Raw genomic sequence first — 20,966 nt, 5'->3', positions numbered from 1 at the left:
CGTTATCTAAATATTAAACTCGCAAGAAGCGACGGACTGACACCAAGCTTCCCCAGATCCCGATAAACGCACCGATTGCTAGCAAAGCAAGTGCTACCTGATACACAAGCGGGAACAATGGTAACAGTGTAAATAGTTGGGTTGCTTCAAAGCTCGACTTGATTGCGTCAAGCAGATAGTAGTAGCCCACACCTAGGATAATGATTGGAATCAATGCCCCGGTGATACCCATGAGCAGCCCTTCAACAAAGAAAGGCCAGCGAATAAACCAGTTTGTTGCCCCAACGAGCTTCATGATTTCGATTTCCCTGCGACGCGCAACGATCGTCAGCTTAATCGTATTGGCAATTAAAAACATCGCTGTGAAGCCTAGCCCGATGATGAAGCCGATTCCTACGTTTCGCACGGTATCTGTTGCTGCAAACAGCTTTTCTACTGTGCCTTCTCCATAGTTCAGGCTTCTGACATTTTTCATTTGCTTGATTTGAGCTGCCAAGACTGCCGTGTCCTGAGGCATTTTTGCTTTAACAACAAAGGCGTCCGGCAGCGGATTTCCTTTTTCTAATCCGTCAAATAAATAAGCCTTCTCCCCCATGCTCTCGCGGAACTGCTTTAAGCCTTCATCCTTGGAGATGAACTGGACGGACTCCACTTTATCTAAAGCACGTACATCTTGTTCAAATTGCTGCAGGCTTTCTTTTGTAGTGAGATCCGCCATAAATACCCGAATCTCCACCTGCTTTTCCACGGATTGAGCAAAAAAGTTCACATTCATAGCCAATACGAGGAATACGCCGAGAATGAACAGGGTAAACGTTACGGCACTAATTGAAGCGAACGACATCCAGCCGTTCCGCCCGAGGTTTTTGACCCCTTCACGGACATGGCGCCCTAGCGTTCTAATCTTCATAACCGTATTCCCCTCTCTGCTCATCACGGGCAATTTGTCCAGCTTCGATCGCTATGACCCGTTTTCTCATCGTGTTGACAATTTCGCGGTTATGCGTCGCCATGACAACAGTCGTACCACGCTGATTGATTTCCTCAAACAGCTTCATAATCTCCCAAGAAGTCTCCGGGTCAAGGTTTCCTGTCGGCTCATCGGCGATAATAATGCCTGGACTGTTAACCAATGCGCGAGCCAGTGCTACACGCTGCTGCTCTCCCCCAGATAGCTCGTTCGGCAGCATTTTTGCCTTGTGCTTCAGCTTGACCAATCCCAATACGTCCATCACGCGGGGCTTGATCTGCTTTGGATTGCTCTCGATTACTTCCATCGCAAATGCTACATTTTCAAATACGGTGAGCGTTGGCAATAGTTTAAAATCTTGGAATACAACACCAATACTGCGACGAACCGTGGGAATCTGGCGTTCCTTGATCCGGCTGACATTGAAGCCACCCAAGAAAATTTGACCCTTTGACGGCTTTTCTTCCCGATACATCAATTTGATAAAAGTAGATTTCCCTGCACCGCTGGGACCCACCACATACACAAATTCGCCTTTTTCAATCCGAATGTTTACACCTTTTAACGCACTTGTACCGTTTGGGTACGTCTTCCAAACGTCAAACATTTCGATCAAGTCAATCACATCCTACATTGTCAGATCCATTCTTTTTCTTGATCCTGATTTATTTTATCTTGTCGAAAACACCGTTAAATCAAGGCAAATCGACAATTCCCCTCATCTCTTTCTAGCCCGCTGCCAAACCTTGCCTAAAAACAGCGAGAAAATCCATCTTATTTATTATACCACCGTCATTCGCTGATGGAATCCACTAAATCTCTCATTTCTTGTCGAAACCGCTTCAATTCGCTTCAAAACGACATGATTTGTGCTGAAAGTCCCGGCAGCACATCGTCAGCTAGCATCCGTTTACTCTGTTCGTTACAATGAGTGGGAGTGAACTGTGGAAAGGAGCATGCATGATGAATCCATTTGTCTACCATAACCCTACGCAATTGATTTTTGGCCGGGGCCAGCTGTCCATGCTGAAAGAAAAAGCCGAGCAACTCGGTCAAACCGTCCTGCTGGTTTATGGAGGAGGCAGTATCAAGCGTACAGGCCTCTATGAAAAAGTCGTCTCCCTTCTACAAGAGGCTGATTGCCGCGTGCTCGAGCTATCTGGTGTAGAACCGAATCCACGCCTCAGCACTGTCAAAAAGGGAATTGAGCTTTGCCGTCAGGAGGGCGTCAACTGGATTTTGGCAGTAGGCGGCGGAAGTGTTATAGACGCAGCCAAGGCAGTCGCTGTCGGCGTTCCTTACGAAGGCGATGTATGGGATTTCTATACGCGCAAAGCACTGGCTACGGAAGCTCTTCCTTTAGGAACTATCCTTACCCTTGCTGCAACCGGCTCTGAAATGAACAGAGGCAGTGTCGTAACCAATTGGGATACAAAAGAAAAGCATGGAGCATCTACGACGTTCCCTGCCTTCTCTATCTTAGACCCTGAAAATACGTTCAGCGTTCCACACGATCAAACCATCTATGGAATCAGCGATATCATGTCGCACGTATTTGAACAATATTTTACCCATACACCAGAGGTACCACTGCAGACACGTTTCGCAGAATCGATTCTGAAAACGGTGATTGAAAACGCGGATCGCGTTCTGGCAAATCCGGAAGACTACGACGCACGCGCTAATATCCTCTATTGCGGAACCATGGCACTGAACGGAACGTTGCCAGTCGGGGTAGAAACAGATTGGGCAACTCATTCCATTGAGCATGCGGTAAGTGCCGTCTATGACATACCGCATGGTGGCGGTTTGGCTATCATTTTCCCGAAATGGATGCGCTATGTGTATCGTGAAAACGTTGCACGCTTTGTCCGTTTTGCTGTAGAAGTATGGAATGTCGATCCTACTGGAAAAACTGACGACGAGGTTGCGTTGGAAGGAATTGCTGCGACGGAAGCATTCTTTGCCAGAATCGGTGCCCCTACCCGCTTGGCTGACTACGAGATCGATGATCAGCATCTGCAGCTAATGGCAGAAAAAGCGACACCATATGGACCGATCGGCAACTTCAAAAAGCTGTCGAGTGAAGATGTGGCGCAAATTTTGCGTATGTCGCTGTAAACGGATAGTTTTTTAAAAAAATGCCGCGCTCCCTCGGGGGAGTTCGGCATTTTTTGCGTTTTACACGATAGCTTGTACAAAAAAATAAACGGGCAGGCGAATCGCCTATCCGTTTATTAAGTATTACTATATCACGCTGGTGCCCCAACATCAATCAAAGATTCAATCATGACTTTTTGACTATTTTTGTCTACCCATGCGTGCGTGTCGACGAGCTTCTCGCGGTACCAAGCAATCTGCGATTCTACCTGATTGCGAGCCGTTCCACCCATTACGTTACGTGCGTTGACTACTGTCTCTACCGCCAGTGCATCATACACATCTGCACCGATGACGCCGGAGAAGCCTTGGAATTCTTCCAATGACATATCCAAGAGATATTTTTGTTGCTCGATGCAGTACAGAACCGCTCTGCCTACTACTTCATGAGCCTGACGGAAAGGCATATCCTTGCGAACCAGATAATCTGCCAGGTCAGTAGCATTGGAGAAGTCGTTGGTCACAGCCTGACGCATCCGATCTTTTCTCACCTGCATGGTCTGAATCATCGGTGTCAGCAAGGCGAGAGCACCGTGAATCGTCGCTACCGTATCAAACATGCCTTCCTTGTCTTCCTGCATGTCTTTGTTGTAGGCAAGAGGCAAGCCCTTCAGAACTGTCAGCAAGCCAAACAGATTGCCGTATACACGCCCTGTTTTTCCACGTACCAATTCTGCTACATCCGGGTTTTTCTTCTGTGGCATGATGCTGGAGCCTGTGCAGAACGCATCATCCAGCTCTACAAAAGAAAATTCCTGGCTGCTCCAAATAACCAATTCCTCACACAGACGGGACAAGTGCGTCATGACCAACGAGGAATCAGCCAAAAATTCCACGATAAAATCACGATCACTTACCGCATCCATGCTGTTTTGATAGATGCCGTCAAATTGCAGCATTTCCGCTACAAACGTACGATCAATCGGGAAGGTAGTCCCTGCCAATGCGCCTGCGCCAAGCGGCAAAACATTCACCCGTTTCCAGGTTTCTGTCATACGCTCGATGTCGCGTTGCAGCATGGATACATACGCCATCAAGTGGTAGCCAAACAATACCGGCTGCGCACGTTGCAGATGGGTATATCCAGGCATTACTGTATCCAGATGCTGATTAGCCTGCTCGATCAACGCTTCCTGCAGATACATCGCCAGCTGGATAATCTCCATCAGCTTTTCTCTGAGGTACAGGTGCATATCGAGTGCAACCTGGTCGTTGCGGCTACGGCCGGTGTGAAGCTTGCCCCCTACCGGTCCGATTTCCTCAATCAGCATCTTTTCAATATTCATATGAACATCTTCGTGAGCAACCAGGAACTCGGCTTGCCCACGTTCGATTTTGTCTTTTACCTTCTTCAGACCAGCAATGATTTGTCTGACTTCCTCCATCGGTACGATGCCGCACTTACCCAGCATAGCTACATGTGCTAGGCTACCGACGATGTCCTGTCGCCACATTTTCTGGTCGAAAGAAATAGAAGCAGTATACTCTTCTACGAGCTGATTCGTCGGCTTCGTGAAGCGTCCTCCCCAGAGTTTCATTGCTTGATCGCATCCTTTTCATCCAAAATCTTGATGTCGGTATTCATGTTTTCGTGCAGAACACCTTCGTTTACTTGTGCGTATACCTTGGTTGGCAGACCCCACAGCTTGATGAAGCCGAGCGCTGCTTTATGATCGAACTGGTCGCCAGCATTGTAGGTTGCCAGCTCATGGCTGTAGAGCGAGGAAGCGGATTTGCGGCCTACAACGATCGCATGTCCTTTGTGCAGCTTCACGCGTACTACGCCTGTTACGTGTTTTTGTGTCTCTTCGATGAATGCTTGAACCGCATTGCGAATTGGCGAGAACCACAGTCCTTCGTAGATCACTTGCGCCAATTTTTGCTCCACGATTGGCTTGAATGCTGCTACTTCACGCGGTTGCGTCAAGAATTCCAGCTCACAGTGAGCCAAAATCAATGTAGTTGCAGCAGGTGTTTCGTATACTTCACGGGATTTGATACCAACCAAGCGGTTTTCTACGTGGTCGATACGGCCAACACCGTGGTTACCAGCGATTTTGTTCAGCTTCAAAATGAGCTCGGACAATGGCAGCTCTTCACCGTTCAGCGCAGTTGGCTTGCCTTGTACAAACGTGATTTCGATCTCTTCTGCCTCATCCGGCGCATCTGCGATGGACTTCGTCAGATCGTAAGCACCTTCTGGTGGCGCTGCCCATGGATCCTCCAGTACGCCGCACTCGCAGCTTCTGCCCCACAGGTTTTGGTCGATACTGTATGGATTGTCGAGGTCGATCGGGATAGGAATGTTGTTCTTTTTCGCATATTCGATCTCTTCATCGCGCGTCCAGCCCCACTCACGAACAGGTGCCACGATTTTGATATCTGGGTTCAAGGCTGTGAAAGAAACGTCAAAGCGTACTTGGTCGTTTCCTTTTCCTGTGCAGCCGTGCGCAACCGCAACAGCGCCTTCTTTTTCAGCGATTTCAACCAGCACGCGAGAAATCAGGTAACGCGACAGAGCGGATACCAATGGGTATTTGCCTTCGTACATCGCGTTTGCTTTCAATGCTGGCAGAACAAACTCCTCCGCAAATGCTTCTTTTGCATCTACTACGATCGATTTCAAAGCACCCACCTGCAGCGCTTTTTTCTGAACGAAGTCGAGGTCTTTTCCTTCCCCAACATCCAGTGCAACCGCAATAACATCATAGTTGTATGTTTCTTGGAGCCACTTGATTGCTACAGATGTATCTAAACCGCCCGAATAGGCCAACACAATTTTATCTTTTGCCATTATTCTCTCTCCCCGTTTCGAAGTATCTCTTATGTGAGTAATTATACAAACGGATTAATAAAAATACAACCCCTTTTCTTTGATCTTTGTTTTAATTTATAAGACAATTTCAGGAAGGCAAATATAGAAAAAAGCCGAACAAGATCCTCGTCTCGTCCGGCTGCTGTTCGTTTTATTAGTGGTGACCTGCATAAGCGACTTGCGGTACGTACTCCGCGCCTTTATGCCTGCGAATCCAGTCCAGCTCAGCTATAGCCAAGCGCTCGAAATTCTCTGCAATGTGAATATCGCCCTGTGCTCGCCAATCTGCAATGATCGGATACATTTTTTGATAAAAGCCGTTGATGAACCACATATCAAATAGTAAATCTGGATGTATAAGACCGTTTTTATGCAATACACCCACCATCTCGAAGAAGCCATACAGGGCTACAAAATGTGTAAAGCCTTCACTGCCTTTTGGGAAACGCGTCCAAAACGCTTCGGGATTGATTGTTTCAGATGAAAGCTCTCGGCCAAACCATGCTTTGGCTGCACGCAGTCGCTCAGATTCAAACTGCTCATACAATTTTAGGATCATTTCTGCATCCTGATAGGTAGGGACCATCTCTTTTTACACCTCTTCAAAAAAATGGAATGTACTAGTAGTATGGATCGTTTTCCCCACCGATACAAGCGAACACAGACGACTTTTCCAAGGCAAAATGATGATACACTATGAATACAGATGACTTCCTATTATTGTCTTCTAAAAATAAGGAGCAGGAGGCTTTCATGAAGCAAATTTATTTAATCCGGCATTGTCAGGCTACTGGTCAGGAAGCAGCAGCTCCCCTAACAGAAACCGGCATCCAGCAAGCTGAGCAGTTGGTTTCATTCTTCGAAGATATGGCGATTGACCGGATCGTTTCCAGCCCTTTTCATCGGGCGATCGCCACGATACAGCCTGTAGCCAGCAAACGAAGCATCCCTATTGAACTCGATCAACGCCTGGAGGAACGTGTATTGTCCTCGCACCATATGGACGATTGGCTAGATCGCCTGCGAGATACGTTCCAAGATCTCTCCCTTTGCTACGAAGGTGGTGAGTCCAGCTTGACTGCTATGCAGCGAGCAAGCGAAGTAGTAGACGAGCTTCTTACGAATGAGGACCAGCATATTGTCATCGTTTCGCATGGGGGCTTGCTCAGTCTACTCCTGAAATCTGTTGATGATCGATTTGGGTTTTCTGATTGGCAGCAGATGAGTAATCCCGATGTCTATTTGTTGACTTGCACCGATACAGAGCGTCATATCAAACGAATCTGGGGTTAACATTCCACATAAGCAAATAAAAACAGTTACAAGGGGCACCTTTAGTGGGTCGCCTCCTGCAACTGTTTTTTAGGATTCGTTTCCTGTCCGATAATACTTTCTAATTCCTCTCGCGGCAGTCTCTCCACAAGCTTGATAAAATGACTTGCCAATACAGGATCAAACTGAGTTCCCGACCCTCGCCGGATTTCCTGCAAAGCTTCTTCTACAGGCAAGCCCTTCCGATACGGCCTATCCGCCACCATGGCATCGAATGCATCTGAGATTGCCAGGATTTTTGCCATTTGCGGAATCTCATCGCCAACCAGGCCATCGGGGTACCCCCGCCCATCTATTCGCTCATGATGGGAGCGAATCGCCGGAAGTAACTCATTAAACATGCCAGCCTGTAATATGATCTCGTATCCAATCACCGTATGCTGCTTGATCTTGTCGTATTCCTCTGGTGTTAATTTTCCTTTTTTATTGAGAATCTCATCTTCAATACCGATCTTACCGATGTCGTGCAAGATTCCACCAACGTAAATCTCTTCTACTTTATCAGCTGGCAGCCTAATTTCCTTGGCTATCTCTCTACCCCAATGAGCTACCCGCTGAGAATGGCCGCTTGTATAGCGATCTCGGGCGTCGATTGATGCGGCCATCGCGGTCAGGAACTTGTGATTAAAGGTTTTGACCTCTTCCATATTTTGCGCCAGTTTGTGCATGCTCTCATAATATTGACGCAACACAACACTAATGATGAGAAAGATAGCTACCAGTGGGATCAATGATAAGATCCCGTAAGCATCTACAAGTCTAGCCCCAAGTCCACCAACCACTAGCAGCATGATATACGTAGCGGAGCCGTTTTTGAGCATATTCGATATGGCATTTATCAGCGATACTTTTCCGTAATAAGAAACCAAAACCGCGCAAAGCAGTGTGTTCACTATAAAATATGTAACAACAATAAAAAGATCCGAAATGGGCCACGGTATGAGATAACCGCCAAGACTTGTTTGAATCCAGCCTACGATCAATACAGTAGAAAGCATTTGACCTGCATTTGCAAGTGCCCTCGTTACCGATGAACGAAACAATACGCCAAGGATCAGAGCCTCCAGCAAACATGACCAGATTGCAATCCAGCTACCCCAAAGGATTAATCCTGACAAGATCACTGCATTATTCAACGTCAGCGTTGCATTCGGTGTCTTGAACGGCGTAAACGAACAAACGATTGTTAGGAGAGTAAAAGCAACCAAAACAGGTATGTTATTTTTTACTTCCCACTGAGGCAGCACTAAAAAAACCACGAAAAAAACGAGTGCGGGAAAACATAGATATATAATTAACTGTTTGAATATCTGATCACTTTGAATGTTTAACCGCATAGTTTTTTCCTTCTCTCAGCCTTATTAGAGATATAGGTTTATTCAGCAGGCGCTGCACCAATAAGAAGGTTCCCAGCATAATAAATATATCACCGATACTAATTACACGAGGAATGATAAACGGCTTGTATATGATATCTGCCAGAAAAGATAGTTTTGTCTCTGCAGTAAGGGCAATATGTTTGAAATCGGTACCATTAATTAACGCGTCGATCGGATACGACAGTTTGCTCGCCTGTTCAAGGTCAACCGGCATCTTTCCAGCATTTGCCCAAATGACGAGTGCGTTTAACAGCCAGCCAATCATAAAAATTCGCATATCCTCATGCTGTCGGTTGCTGATGAAAAAAACGAGGACAAACAAGTAGGACAAGCAAACAAAAATGCCTGACCAGGTTGGAATGAGCTGTGAACAGAACTGCAAGGCGACACTGACAATCAGGGCCCATATAAAATAGAACTTTGGGAAACTACTAATCTTGCCTCTTCGGATTAAGGCTATGGCAAATGACAGAACTACTACGTCGGTCATACAAGCCCTCCCAATAATAGTGAAAAAACACCACTAAAAAGCGGTGTTTTTCCGCAATACCACTTATATTTTTACCAAGAAGTCCAGTTTGCAGAAGTAGCTGCTACGATCGCTGCCACCATCATAATTGCTGCAACCCATTTTTTCATAATTTTTTTCCCCTCCTTTATTATAGTGGAGAAAGCTGGCTTCGCTATTGTCCTAGAAACAGAGGCCAAGCGACCAGATACAGCCTCTGTCCTTATTTCCTTTCTCCATTCCGAAAAAGGGCGGATTCGCTACTGGCTCCATACGGACCAAGCGACCAAATAGAGTCCGTACTTCTTTGCCACTTTCATACCTATATTTTACACATAAGTGACAAAATTCGGCAATCATAGTTTCATAGTCTATTCGATTTAATTCAAAATAGTCCTAAATAACTAGAACTATCTTCACACCAACGCGGCCAGAATTGCTTTTTGCGCGTGCAGACGGTTTTCTGCTTGATCAAAAATGACGGAGCGCGAGCCATCGATTACGCCTGCTGTTACTTCTTCGCCGCGATGAGCTGGCAGGCAGTGCAGGAAGAGGTAGTCGCTATCTGCATGACTTACCAACTTTTCATTTACTTGATATTCGGCAAAAGCTTTCAAACGAATTTCGTTCTCTGCTTCAAAGCCCATGCTGGTCCAAACATCTGTATAAACGGCATCTGCACCTGCAACGGCTTCGATCGGATCAGTTGTTGCCATCATGCTTCCACCGCTCTTTTTCGCGTACTCACTTGCTGTGGCGAAAATCGCAGCATCCATTTCATAACCTGCTGGCGTAGCTACACGTACATCCATTCCCAACAGAACGGCTGCCAGCACGAGGGAGTTCGCCACATTGTTTCCATCGCCTACATACGCCAGCTTGACGCCTTTGAGTTTGCCTTTGTGCTCCCAGATCGTCAGCATGTCAGCCATCGCCTGGCATGGATGATACAAATCAGTCAAACCATTAATGATCGGAATCGATGCATGCTCAGCGAGCTCCTCCACATACGAGTGAGAGAACGTGCGAATCATGATCGCATCTACATAACGGGAAAGAACCTTGGCTGTGTCACTGATCGGCTCACCGCGTCCGAGCTGCAGCTCTTTTCCGCTCATAAACATTCCTAAACCACCGAGCTGGTGCATCCCTACCTCGAAAGAAACACGAGTACGGGTAGAAGCTTTGTCGAAGATCATGCCAAGCGTCTTGCCCAGCAAAGGCTGGAACGGCTGACCCAGCTTTTGCAATTGCTTGATATGTGCTGCCAGATGAAGCAACTCCATCAGTTCTTCCCCATTGAATTCATCGACACGCAGAAAATCTTTTCCTTTATGCTTGCTGAGCGGTAAGTTTTGAAAGTGTTCCAATATCTTCACAGGCTGCATGCGAGCCACCTCTTTTCTTCATAATGGACTTCACGTACAAATCGAATGTATCGACGGCAAAAAATTGCTGAACTCCCTGCTGGACCATCCGACTGCGCAAGGCAAAGCCGGTACGTCCCGGGCGATTTCCTTTTGTTGCGGTGACGAGAGCAAATGCAGCTTTTTCCTTTTGCAAAAGCTCAATAAATGCCTGCTCCTCCGTAATCACGTGGTTCACTGCTACTCCGTTGTTTTTTAGCCAGTCAGCTGTGCCTTGGGTTGCTGCCAGAGCGGCTCCGTCGTTTTGCAGCTGTGCGATGGTTTGGGCCAGCTCATCCTGCTTGTCGCCATCTGCGAGAGACACAATGACCAGATCACCCTTTTGCCAATCCCCGTAGAGGTTATCCTTGAAGGCGAATGCCTTGCCTGCAGCCTCTTCAAACGATCTACCCAAGCCAAGTACTTCACCCGTTGATTTCATCTCAGGTCCGAGTACAGGATCGACACCATTCAGCTTCACCGTCGAAAATACCGGTGCTTTTACTACAGAGAATGGAATGTCAGGCAAAAGTCCTGTTCCGTAGCCCATAGTGGACAGCTTTTCTCCCAATTGGGCCCGTACTGCCAGCTGAACCATTGGAATCCCTGTTACTTTGCTTGTGATTGGCACAGTACGCGAAGCACGTGGATTTACTTCCAATACGTAAACGGTATTGCCACTAATGACAAACTGGATATTGATAAGACCGACAGCTCCCATTTCATGAGCAATCGCTTCTGTGTAGCTGGCGATCTTTTGCTTGATTTCTTCGGTTAATTTTGGTGCCGGGAACAACGCCACGCTATCACCAGAGTGAATTCCCGCTTTCTCTACATGCTGGAAAATACCTGGGATAATGACCGACTCTCCATCGCAGACCGCATCGACTTCCGCTTCTCCGCCTGGTACATATTTGTCGACCAGGAGTGGGAAAAATGCGCTGCTTTCCGGATGATTCAGCCAATCGTTGATCGTTGCAGTAAGCTCCTCCATATTGTGAACGACCACCATGCCTTGACCGCCGATTACGTAGGATGGGCGCATCAGTACAGGAAAGCCAATCTCCTCTGCAATCGAAGTAGCATCCTCCAGTGAAGAGACCCCTTTACCAGGAATGTGCGGGATGTCGAGCTTGCGCAGCATATCATAGAACAACTCACGATCCTCAGCCCGTTCAATCGCGGAAAGTGAAGTACCCATTACTTTTAGTCCTGCACTCTCCAGCTTCGCAGCGAGGTTGATCGCGGTTTGACCACCGAACTGCACCATGACTCCCTCTACCTGCTCACGCTCGGCGATATGCAGCACATCTTCCACGTGAAGTGGCTCAAAATACAAGTGGTCGGCTGTTTCATAGTCGGTACTGACTGTTTCCGGGTTGTTATTCACCACGACTGCGGCAATTCCACTCGCTTGCAAGGATTTCGCCGCATGCACGGAGCAGTAGTCGAACTCGATCCCTTGTCCGATGCGGATAGGACCGGAGCCAAGCACGAGCACCTTGCGTCCCTCTAATGACTCGACTTCATCTACGCCCTGCCAATCCGAGTAGTAATAAGGCGTTTGCGCATCGAATTCAGCCGCGCATGTATCTACGATTTTATAAGTAGGTGTAACTCCTGACTGCTGACGCAATTCCTTCACTTTGGCTGGAGTGCTGCCGATTAAGGAAGCAATCGTTTCATCGGCGAAGCCACGTTTTTTCGCTTCCAGCAACAGTTCAGGTGATAGCCCCTCCGCTGTTTTTTGGGCAAGCTCGACTTCCAGATCAACGATTTTACGCAAGCTGCGCAGGAAAAACGGATCGACGCCAGTCAGACCGTGCAGTTCCTGTTCCGTGAAGCCTCTGCGGATTGCTTCCGCGAACACAAACAAGCGAATATCTGTCGCTTCTTGCAAAGCATGTGCAAGCTCATCGCGCGTCCAATCCGCAAGCTCTGGACGAGATAAATGCGTGCAGCCTTGCTCCAGGGAGCGGACAGCTTTCAGAAGTCCCGCTTCCAGATTGCGTGCAATAGACATAACCTCGCCGGTTGCTTTCATTTGCGTGCCTAGCTTGCGATCTGCGAGTGGGAACTTATCGAATGGGAAGCGAGGAATTTTTACTACGATATAATCAAGTGCAGGCTCAAAGCTTGCATACGTATAACCTGTAATCGGGTTTAGTACTTCATCTAATCCATAGCCCAGAGCCAGCTTTGCAGCGATACGGGCAATCGGATATCCGGTAGCCTTGGAAGCCAGGGCACTGGAACGGCTTACCCGCGGGTTTACCTCGATCAAAACGTAGCGATCGGACAATGGATCGAGAGCAAATTGAATATTGCAGCCGCCCACTACTCCCAGAGAACGAATAACCTTTGTCGATACGCTGCGCAGCATTTGATATTGACGGTCTGTTAGCGTTTGGGATGGTGCGACGACGATACTGTCTCCGGTATGAATGCCTACCGGATCGAGATTTTCCATGTTACACACGATGATGCATGTATCATTGGCGTCACGCATGACCTCGTATTCGATTTCCTTCCAGCCTTTTACGCTGCGTTCGATCAATACTTGGCCGATCGGGCTTGCTGCGATACCACCAGCCGCGACTTTTCGCAGAGTTACTTCATCCCCAGCAATCCCGCCTCCGGCACCACCGAGCGTATACGCCGGACGCACGATAACCGGATAACCAATCGAATTGGCAAATGCAATCGCAGCTTCAACGGATTCAACTGTGTCACTCTCAGGTACTGGCTCTCCGATTTGTTGCATCAATTGCTTGAACAGCTCACGGTCTTCCCCGTTTTGAATCGCATCGAGCGGTGTTCCCAGCAGCTGAACACTATATTTTTCCAATACACCTGCTTCAGCCAAGGAAACAGCAAGATTCAGTCCTGTTTGACCGCCCAGTGTCGGCAGGAGACCATCTGGGCGCTCATTTGCAATTATCGCTGTCACGGATTCCACTGTGAGGGGCTCCAAGTAAACTTTGTCCGCTACCTGCTCATCTGTCATGATCGTAGCCGGGTTGTTGTTCACCAGTACCACCTGGACACCCGCTTCCTTCAAAGAAAGGCATGCCTGAGCACCTGCGTAGTCAAATTCTGCAGCCTGGCCAATGACGATCGGCCCCGAACCGATAACCAATACTTTATGGATGTGTGGCAATTTAGGCATATGTTTTCGCTCCTACTTCACGCATAGACTGGATAAATTGGTGAAAAATGTGGGAAGTGTCGCTAGGTCCAGGATGTGCTTCCGGATGGTACTGCACACTGAAAACAGGCAAGCTCTTGTGGGTAAGCCCTTCGACCGAGCTATCGTTAACATTTCTGTAGGACACCGTCAGCTCAGATTGTTCCAGCGACTCCTCTTTCACTACATATCCGTGATTTTGTGAGGTCATATATACTTTACCTGTCTCCAGATCTTTGACAGGATGATTTCCACCGCGGTGACCATAAGCCAGTTTTTCCGTTTTTCCTCCGTACATCAGAGCAAGCACTTGATGTCCCAAGCAAATTCCCAGTGTCGGATATTGTTCAACCGCTTTGCGCCACTCACTGCAATAAGCAAGCAAATGCTCCGGATCACCAGGGCCGTTGGAGAACATCAGCCCGTCTGGTGAAAGTGACTTAATTTGTTCGATCGTCGTATCGAAAGGAACCACTGTGACACGGCATCCCAATGCCAGCAGTGCATCCACGATGGAATGCTTCATTCCCAGATCGACCAGGACAACGTGTTCACCTGTTCCCGGATGACGCTCGATTCTCTGACTCGATACCTCCGCGACCAGCGATTTTTTCGCATGCTTGTTACGCAGTGACACAACTTCCTCGGCTTGCATAGGCTGATCGGAAATAACGCCAAACAACGGTCCATTTTGACGAACACGCTTTGTTATTGTTCGTGTATCGATGCCAGCCAAGATAGGAAAACCAAATTCCTCGGCTGCCTCTGCCAAGGTTTTCGTGGATTCATAGTGGCTCGGTTCCATGCACAGCTCGCTGACGATCATTCCGGTAAGAGCTGGCTTTTGTGCCTCATAATCTTTTGGGTTGATTCCGTAGTTCCCAATCAAGGGATATGTGAAGGTAACGATTTGACCTGCAAAGGATGGGTCGGACATGACTTCCTGATAGCCAGTCATTCCTGTAGTAAATACGACTTCTCCAAATCCATTCACCGGAGCTCCGTACAGCGTTCCTGTAAAAACCTCGCCGGATTCCAGCGTAAGATATCCTGTTCCATATGTGTTCTTTTCTCTATTCATCTATGAAGCCACTCCTCTCCAATGGGCAAAAAACATAGATATATGGCGACGACATGTGAATAATCAATTCACATATTTGCGTTTCTTACTGCAAATCTATGCAACTCTGTGTATTAATATACATTCAATATTATAAAAATGCAACGAGTTTTTTGAACAGATCTACTCGTTGCATTTTTCCAATGCGTCCAATTATTACATTATTGCAAAGACAATGCTTCGCTCAGTACCGCGATGGCGTGCTTCACTTCTTCCTCTGTCGTTACAAAGGAAGGCAAGAGTCTTACTACCTGTGGTCCAGCCATGAGCAGAATAACACCTTTTTCACGAGCATACGTCACAGCATCTGCAGCTGGAATCGTCAGCTCTACTCCGAGGAGCAAGCCTTTCCCACGAACCGTGGAAACCTTGTCAGGGTGCTCTGCTTTAAGCTTCTCCAGCTCCTTCATCAGGAGTGAATGAATATGAGCGACCGCATCGAGAATGTTTTCTTCCTCCATCGTTTCCAGGGTAGCGATTCCTGCTGTTGCAGCGAGTGGATTTCCACCAAAGGTCGTTCCGTGCGTGCCTGGTGCAAATGCCTCAGCTACTTCTTTGGTTGCCACGACCGCTCCGATCGGGAAGCCGCTTCCTAAGCCTTTTGCCAGCGAAATCGCATCTGGCTTCACGCCGTATTGCTGGAAAGCAAACCAGGTGCCGGTCCGACCAATTCCCGTTTGAATCTCATCGAAAAGCAGCAGCATACCATGTGTATCGCATAATTCACGCAGTGCTTTTACCCAAGCTTCATCAGCAGGATGTACTCCACCTTCCCCCTGAACCAATTCCAGCATGATCGCGCATGTCTTATCGGTGATTGCTGCCTGGACGGCTGCCAAATCATTGTAAGGAACAGTCACGAAGCCTTGTGGCAGTGGAGCGAAGCCATCCTTTACCTTGTCTTGTCCGGTTGCTGTCAATGTAGCCAGCGTACGTCCGTGGAAGGATTGTTCAAAGGTAATGATTTCATAGCGGTCATTACCCTTCACTTTTTGCGCGTATCTCCGTGCCAGTTTAATTAATCCCTCGTTAGCCTCTGCTCCGCTATTGCAGAAAAAGGCTTGGTCGAGACCAGACAAGCGGCTTAGCTTTTCAGCCAAAACTCCCTGCTGCGGAACGTGCACCAGGTTGGAGCAATGCCACAGTGTATCCAGCTGCTCGTGCAGCTTAGCCGTTACTTTCGGAGGAACATGCCCCAGAGAAGTAACCGCGATACCCGACGTAAAGTCCAAATACTGCTTTCCGGTATCATCCCACACCTGATTGCCTTGCCCTTTTACCAAGCTGATGGGCCATCTTGCATAGTTATTCATGAGATGCATAGGAGCTGTTACTGTGCTCATGTTTCTTTCCCTCCTTATAGGGCTTGATTTACATTCATTTTTACAGTTGTACCGACCGCTTCTCCGTTGCATACAGCTACGAGATCGCTTGCATTGCCCCGGCAAATCACGACTTGCTGAACGCCTTGGTCCAAAGCATCCAGTGCCGCTTGAACCTTCGGAATCATTCCGCCTGTAATAATCTCGGCCGCAATCATCTCTTTGATCTCGCCAGCACTTGTCTGTTCCACAATCTCCTTCGTACCGTCTGCTTGCGGACGCATAATCCCAGGGACGTCCGTCACCATAATCAGCTTTTCGGCAGACAGTGCGGCAGCAATCGCACCGGCAGCTACATCTGCATTAATGTTATACGTCTGAGTTGCATCTGCGCTAACAGCCAGTGGAGCGATGACTGGCACAAAGCCCTGCTCCAAAATGGCTTTTGGAATGGTCGTATTTGCTTTCGTAATTTCTCCTACCCATCCCAGCGGCTTTGCTGTTTTTTCTGCCAGCAGGGTTTGGCCGTCAATTCCGCTGACGCCCCACGCCTTTGCCCCCGCTTGTGTCAAGCGACGTACCAATGCTTTGTTGATACTGCCGCATAGTACCATTTCGACGACCCTCAATGTATCTTCACAAGTAACACGCAGCCCATTTACGAACTCTGGAGTGATCTTGACCTGATCGAGCATACTATTGATCGCAGGACCGCCACCATGTACGATCACGAGCTGTTTGCCTTCCTCTTGCAGCTTCGCAATTGCCCCAAAAAACTCATGTGGCAGCTGATCCATAGTGCTGCCGCCACATTTGATCACGACGATTCCTTGCATCCGTACTCCCCCTCTTACGGAAATGCCGGTACGAGCGGCAAACCAGCTTTTTCAGGCAATTGGAACATGACGTTCATATTTTGTATCGCTTGACCTGCAGCGCCTTTTACGACGTTGTCAATCACGGACAAAAGAATCACACGACCTGTACGCGCATCCACATGAACGGCAATGTCACAATAGTTGGAGCCATACACCTCTTTTGTATGAGGATGACTTCCGACAGGGCGCACCCGCACAAACGGTTTATCTGTATATGTGGATGTATAAAGCTCTTGAATTTGCTCTGCCGTCACATCAGCACTTAATTGTCCGTATGCCGTCACCAGAATCCCTCTCGTCATCGGTACCAGATGCGGCGTAAATTGCACGATCGCCGATTGACCACTTTGTCTAAACAGCTCTTGCTCAATTTCTGGTGTATGCTGGTGCTTGGATACTTTGTAAGCATGGATGCTTTCGTTGATCTCACTGTAATGAACCCCGAGAGATACACCACGTCCGGCACCCGATACACCTGACTTGGCATCGATGATCCAGCTGTTCGGCTGCACCCACCCGCTTTTCATCAGTGGGAGTGTGGCAAGCAATGCAGCTGTAGGATAGCATCCAGGATTGGCTACGAGCTGTGCGCCTGCAACCAGCTCGAGATTCCACTCTGTCAGACCATAAACTGCTTTTTCCACCCATTCAGTAGGAGCAGCCTCTCGCTTGTACCACTTTTTGTACGCTTCTCCGCTCTCCAGACGGAAATCACCTGACAAATCAATCACTTTCACTCCGTGCTCCATCAGCTGCGGTGTTAATTCAGCACTTACCCCTGCTGGTGTAGCGAGAAAAATGACATCATTATCTGCGCCCATCTTGGCTGCATCAATCGCAGTAAGCAGTGGCAAGCCCAATCCGGTTACATGCGGAAACGTTTTTTCCAGTGCCTCTCCCTCAGATGAGCTTGAATATAAATTCGCAATTTGTGCGTGAGGATGTCCTGCCAAGAAACGGATTAATTCTGCTCCACCATAACCTGTAGCTCCAACGATTCCGACCCGAACCATGCTCCTCTCTCCTTTTCCATCGTTCTGTATTTTTATACATGAATAATAATAAAAATTCATACAGAATACAACCTTTAAAATTTTCGTCGCGATTTTTTGAGTACACAAAAAGCGCCCGATATGCTCGAGCGCTCTTGTGTATTTCCTGCTTATTTTTTATCCGCCAGCCACGCTGCCAATGTTTCAGCGTCGGCACCTTTTACCAGTCCAGGTGGCATAGCACCCTTTCCTTTATTCAATACTTCGAGGATCTGATCCTTGTTCAACTGGCCGCCAATCTTTTGGAGATTTGGGCCAACTGCGCCCTCTAGCGTTTGACCGTGGCACCCTGCACAAGTGTTTTTGAATAACGCTTCTGCAGTTGCCGTGTCATAGCTTCCAGATGGAGCAGTAGTCGATGGCGTTTCTGTAGAAGGTGTAGAAGGTGTTTCAGTCGAAGGCTTGTTAGCTGGTGGTTGCGCGGTATTTCCGCCTCCACAGGCACTTAGCGAGAACACGAGTACAGCCGCCATTATTGCAAACGGAAAACGTTTCATGGCTGTTCCCTCCTTTTTCGGATATTTCTTAGCTAAGTATGCCTCCTGTGCAGGATTATCATTCCTGTGCAAAATGGAAATTAGTTCAAGGGAAACTCAAGTGGACTCCACTCACGCAGCTCCAATGTACGTGCTCCCTCGACTATTACTGGGTCGGCTTCTGCCAATTTACGGGCTTCCTCCAGTGATTCCGCCTTGTAAATAACAAGACCGCCCTGTTTATCAGTGAATGGACCTGCCATAAATACGATTCCTTGTTTGTACAGATCGTTTACATACTCCAGGTGAGCTGGTCTTACCTTTGCATTTAATTCCTGATCAATAATCGTCAAAAATGCAGCGTAAAGCATACGTCCCTCTCCTTTTAAGTAGCTTGTTTGAATGAAGTATATCACATTTTACCAGTGCATCTTTTCAACTAATTGCGGACGCAAAAAACGGCATGAAATTTCATGCCGTCTTCAAGGTTTTCCTCAAGGGATATTACCGATTAATTTGTGCACGCAGGTAGGCATCGATAAAGGTGTCGATCTCCCCGTCCATAACTGCCTGAACGTTCCCCACCTCGACATTCGTCCGGTGGTCTTTAACCAAGCTGTACGGGTGGAAGACATACGAGCGAATCTGACTTCCCCATGCGATGTCTTTTTGCTCGCCTTGGATCGCCGCCAGCGTCTTTTCCTGCTCCTCCCGTTTGCGCTCAAACAGTCGCGCTGTCAGCATTTTCATAGCTCGCTCCCTATTTTTGATCTGCGAGCGCTCTGTTTGGCAGGTCACTACAATACCCGAAGGCAAATGTGTAATCCGGACTGCGGAGTCTGTCGTGTTGATATGCTGACCACCCGCTCCACTTGAGCGATAGGTGTCAATTTTGAGGTCCTCCGAACGAATATCTACAGCCGTATCATCCTCAATTTCCGGCAGGACGTTGCAGGAAACAAAGGAGGTATGACGACGTCCAGAAGCATCGAACGGAGAAATCCGAACAAGTCGATGAACCCCTTTTTCTGATTTAAGGTAGCCATAGGCATTATAACCCTTGATCAACAGCGTCACGCTTTTTACGCCCGCTTCGTCCCCAGGCAAATAATCCAAGGTCTCCACTTTGAAGCCTTTGGCATCGCCCCAGCGTGTATACATACGCAACAGCATGGACGCCCAATCCTGGGACTCGGTTCCCCCTGCACCTGGATGCAGCTCCAGGATAGCATTATTTTTGTCGTATTGATCGCTCAATAGCAGCTCCAGCTCAAAGCTTTCAAACGATTTTTTCAGGTCCTGGGTACTGTCGTACAAATCCTGAATAAGAGAGCTATCGCCTTCATCAATGACTAACTCCAGCATGAGCTGAAGATCTTCATACTGGGAATCAAGCTTCCCCATCGTATCGACGAGGTTTCTGATTACATTCAGCTCACTGATCGTTTTCTGGGCTGCATCGTTGTCATCCCAAAAGTCGGGAGCGAGCATACGCTCCTCCAGTTCTCCGATCCTCTCCTCTTTTACAGGGAGGTCAAAGAGACCCCCTGATATCTGCTAAACGTTTAGCCATACTGGACATCTCTTGTTTGATGTCCGCAATATCGATTAATGCCATGCTGCGAATCACCTTCTCTTTACGTAAGCTTACGTTTTATTGTAACGTAATTTGCCAGATGCGCAACCTGACGTAAGTGCACGCTGCGAGAAGAGGCTCGCTCCATATGATGCTGGCTCGTTTACGTCACCGTTTCCCTTGGTGGGGATAACGAGTTTTTCACGTAGCGGATGTCGCGTGGTCGTTTACTTTCCACCTGTGGAAACGTGAACAGCATCGCTTTTGCCTGATTCTTCATCGGGTTTCTCTGGCGAATCGGTCCCATCACCCGCGCTCGTCTTGTTGGCGGCTGTTGAGCTTTTTGATTAGCAGATCGGATTGCTTGCTCTGCCAGCAGCTTGGGGTGTGCGATTACTCCAGACGTCCAATTTGGCTCCGGAATTTCCTGCATCAGTCGCTCCTCATAGAAGACAGCGTCTTGTGCTGTAAATACGGCTGATTGCTCTTCTCCTGCCTCTTCACTGATTACTTGTATATTTTTATTCTCTTTTCCTTTTCTCAAAACGGCTTTTAAAGTAGCCGCGATACACTCCAGCATGTTTTGCGCTTGTATGCCCATCACGTTGACTGACGTTTTCATTTTTTCATCCCTCGTCTCCGTGTATTTGGTAGTGTGCTATTTGGTAAAAAGTGTTGTACCTATGATTCTATGGATTTTTTAAAACATTTCCACCTGAATCGTTCGATAGCTTTTTCCAGTGTTAGACAAATAGATCTATCAAATCAGACGAGGAGAAAGGGAT

General features: G+C 47.8%; 19 protein-coding genes and 1 riboswitch. Of the genes, 2 read left to right on the top strand and 17 right to left on the bottom strand.

Translation table 11 applies throughout. The features are described 5' to 3' along the window. Window positions 1-13: 13 nt before the first annotated feature. Both ftsX and ftsE read right to left on the bottom strand, forming a co-directional pair. Complete coding sequence (gene ftsX, locus C3B52_RS24415; protein ID WP_103108991.1) at window positions 14-910, bottom strand: permease-like cell division protein FtsX; 897 nt, start codon at window positions 908-910, stop codon at window positions 14-16. Then, entirely contained in the window at window positions 900-1,586 is a 687-nt protein-coding gene (gene ftsE / locus C3B52_RS24410) for a cell division ATP-binding protein FtsE (protein ID WP_103108990.1), read from the bottom strand. Before ftsE ends, ftsX begins: the two co-directional genes overlap by 11 nt. A 347-nt stretch (window positions 1,587-1,933) precedes the next feature. On the opposite strand from ftsE, the gene C3B52_RS24405 reads away from it, so the two are divergent. Further along, window positions 1,934-3,091 carry an iron-containing alcohol dehydrogenase gene (locus C3B52_RS24405; RefSeq protein WP_103108989.1) on the top strand — a complete coding sequence of 386 codons (1,158 nt, stop codon included), beginning with the start codon at window positions 1,934-1,936 and terminating at the stop codon, window positions 3,089-3,091. 131 nt (window positions 3,092-3,222) lie between these two features. On the opposite strand, the gene argH is transcribed toward C3B52_RS24405, so the two are convergent. The 3 genes from argH to C3B52_RS24390 form a co-directional block, all read right to left on the bottom strand. Further along, complete coding sequence (argH, locus tag C3B52_RS24400) at window positions 3,223-4,668, bottom strand: argininosuccinate lyase (RefSeq protein ID WP_103108988.1); 1,446 nt, start codon at window positions 4,666-4,668, stop codon at window positions 3,223-3,225. Beyond that, on the bottom strand, window positions 4,665-5,924 hold the full coding sequence (locus C3B52_RS24395; RefSeq protein WP_103108987.1) for an argininosuccinate synthase: 1,260 nt from the start codon (window positions 5,922-5,924) through the stop codon (window positions 4,665-4,667). The genes argH and C3B52_RS24395 overlap by 4 nt, the downstream gene beginning before the upstream one ends. 175 nt (window positions 5,925-6,099) lie before the next feature. Next, window positions 6,100-6,531 carry a DUF4760 domain-containing protein gene (locus C3B52_RS24390; protein ID WP_103108986.1) on the bottom strand — a complete coding sequence of 144 codons (432 nt, stop codon included), beginning with the start codon at window positions 6,529-6,531 and terminating at the stop codon, window positions 6,100-6,102. Window positions 6,532-6,698: 167 nt separating this feature from the next. Here C3B52_RS24390 and C3B52_RS24385 point away from each other — a divergent pair, with 167 nt between their 5' ends. Further along, window positions 6,699-7,238, top strand: coding sequence for a histidine phosphatase family protein (locus C3B52_RS24385; RefSeq protein ID WP_103108985.1), 540 nt, complete (start codon window positions 6,699-6,701; stop codon window positions 7,236-7,238). 41 nt (window positions 7,239-7,279) lie between these two features. Here C3B52_RS24385 and C3B52_RS24380 read toward each other — a convergent pair whose 3' ends face one another. From C3B52_RS24380 to C3B52_RS24325, 12 genes are all read right to left on the bottom strand, one after another. Then, window positions 7,280-8,524, bottom strand: coding sequence for an HD-GYP domain-containing protein (locus C3B52_RS24380; RefSeq protein ID WP_235615844.1), 1,245 nt, complete (start codon window positions 8,522-8,524; stop codon window positions 7,280-7,282). A gap of 67 nt (window positions 8,525-8,591) precedes the next feature. Continuing rightward, window positions 8,592-9,146, bottom strand: a complete 555-nt coding sequence (locus tag C3B52_RS24375) for a DUF5317 domain-containing protein (protein WP_103108983.1) — start codon at window positions 9,144-9,146, stop codon at window positions 8,592-8,594. Between the two features lie 258 nt (window positions 9,147-9,404). Further along, a riboswitch (cyclic di-GMP riboswitch) is annotated at window positions 9,405-9,485 on the bottom strand. Window positions 9,486-9,580: 95 nt separating this feature from the next. Beyond that, window positions 9,581-10,552: an ornithine carbamoyltransferase gene (argF, locus tag C3B52_RS24370; protein WP_103108982.1), complete on the bottom strand. Its 972-nt coding sequence runs from the start codon at window positions 10,550-10,552 to the stop codon at window positions 9,581-9,583. Further along, a complete protein-coding gene (gene carB, locus C3B52_RS24365) occupies window positions 10,497-13,739 on the bottom strand; it encodes a carbamoyl-phosphate synthase (glutamine-hydrolyzing) large subunit (protein ID WP_103108981.1) in 3,243 nt (1,080 codons plus the stop codon). The genes argF and carB overlap by 56 nt, the downstream gene beginning before the upstream one ends. Continuing rightward, window positions 13,732-14,838 (bottom strand): carbamoyl phosphate synthase small subunit, encoded by a 1,107-nt coding sequence (locus C3B52_RS24360; protein ID WP_103108980.1) that lies wholly within the window; start codon window positions 14,836-14,838, stop codon window positions 13,732-13,734. Before C3B52_RS24360 ends, carB begins: the two co-directional genes overlap by 8 nt. Before the next feature lie 200 nt (window positions 14,839-15,038). Further along, window positions 15,039-16,220 (bottom strand): aspartate aminotransferase family protein, encoded by a 1,182-nt coding sequence (locus C3B52_RS24355; RefSeq protein ID WP_103108979.1) that lies wholly within the window; start codon window positions 16,218-16,220, stop codon window positions 15,039-15,041. A 14-nt stretch (window positions 16,221-16,234) separates the two neighbouring features. Further along, window positions 16,235-17,035, bottom strand: coding sequence for an acetylglutamate kinase (gene argB / locus C3B52_RS24350; RefSeq protein WP_103108978.1), 801 nt, complete (start codon window positions 17,033-17,035; stop codon window positions 16,235-16,237). A gap of 14 nt (window positions 17,036-17,049) precedes the next feature. Further along, the gene (gene argC, locus C3B52_RS24345; RefSeq protein WP_103108977.1) at window positions 17,050-18,090 is read right to left on the bottom strand and encodes an N-acetyl-gamma-glutamyl-phosphate reductase; all 1,041 of its coding nucleotides are present in this window, start codon (window positions 18,088-18,090) and stop codon (window positions 17,050-17,052) included. Between the two features lie 149 nt (window positions 18,091-18,239). Next, a complete protein-coding gene (locus C3B52_RS24340) occupies window positions 18,240-18,626 on the bottom strand; it encodes a c-type cytochrome (RefSeq protein ID WP_103108976.1) in 387 nt (128 codons plus the stop codon). A gap of 80 nt (window positions 18,627-18,706) precedes the next feature. Continuing rightward, window positions 18,707-18,976, bottom strand: coding sequence for a YciI family protein (locus tag C3B52_RS24335; protein ID WP_103108975.1), 270 nt, complete (start codon window positions 18,974-18,976; stop codon window positions 18,707-18,709). A gap of 133 nt (window positions 18,977-19,109) precedes the next feature. Next, window positions 19,110-20,223 (bottom strand): peptide chain release factor 2 gene (prfB, locus tag C3B52_RS24330; RefSeq protein WP_103108974.1). Its coding sequence is split into 2 segments (ribosomal slippage): window positions 19,110-20,141 and window positions 20,143-20,223, totalling 1,113 coding nucleotides; the frame shifts between segments, so codons are not numbered across the junction. A gap of 121 nt (window positions 20,224-20,344) precedes the next feature. Beyond that, window positions 20,345-20,803, bottom strand: coding sequence for a hypothetical protein (locus C3B52_RS24325; protein ID WP_103108973.1), 459 nt, complete (start codon window positions 20,801-20,803; stop codon window positions 20,345-20,347). Window positions 20,804-20,966: the final 163 nt, after the last annotated feature.

Source organism: Brevibacillus reuszeri (assembly GCF_002897295.1).
GTDB classification, from domain to species: domain Bacteria; phylum Bacillota; class Bacilli; order Brevibacillales; family Brevibacillaceae; genus Brevibacillus; species Brevibacillus reuszeri_A.
This window is presented reverse-complemented; position numbering and strand designations above follow the sequence as displayed.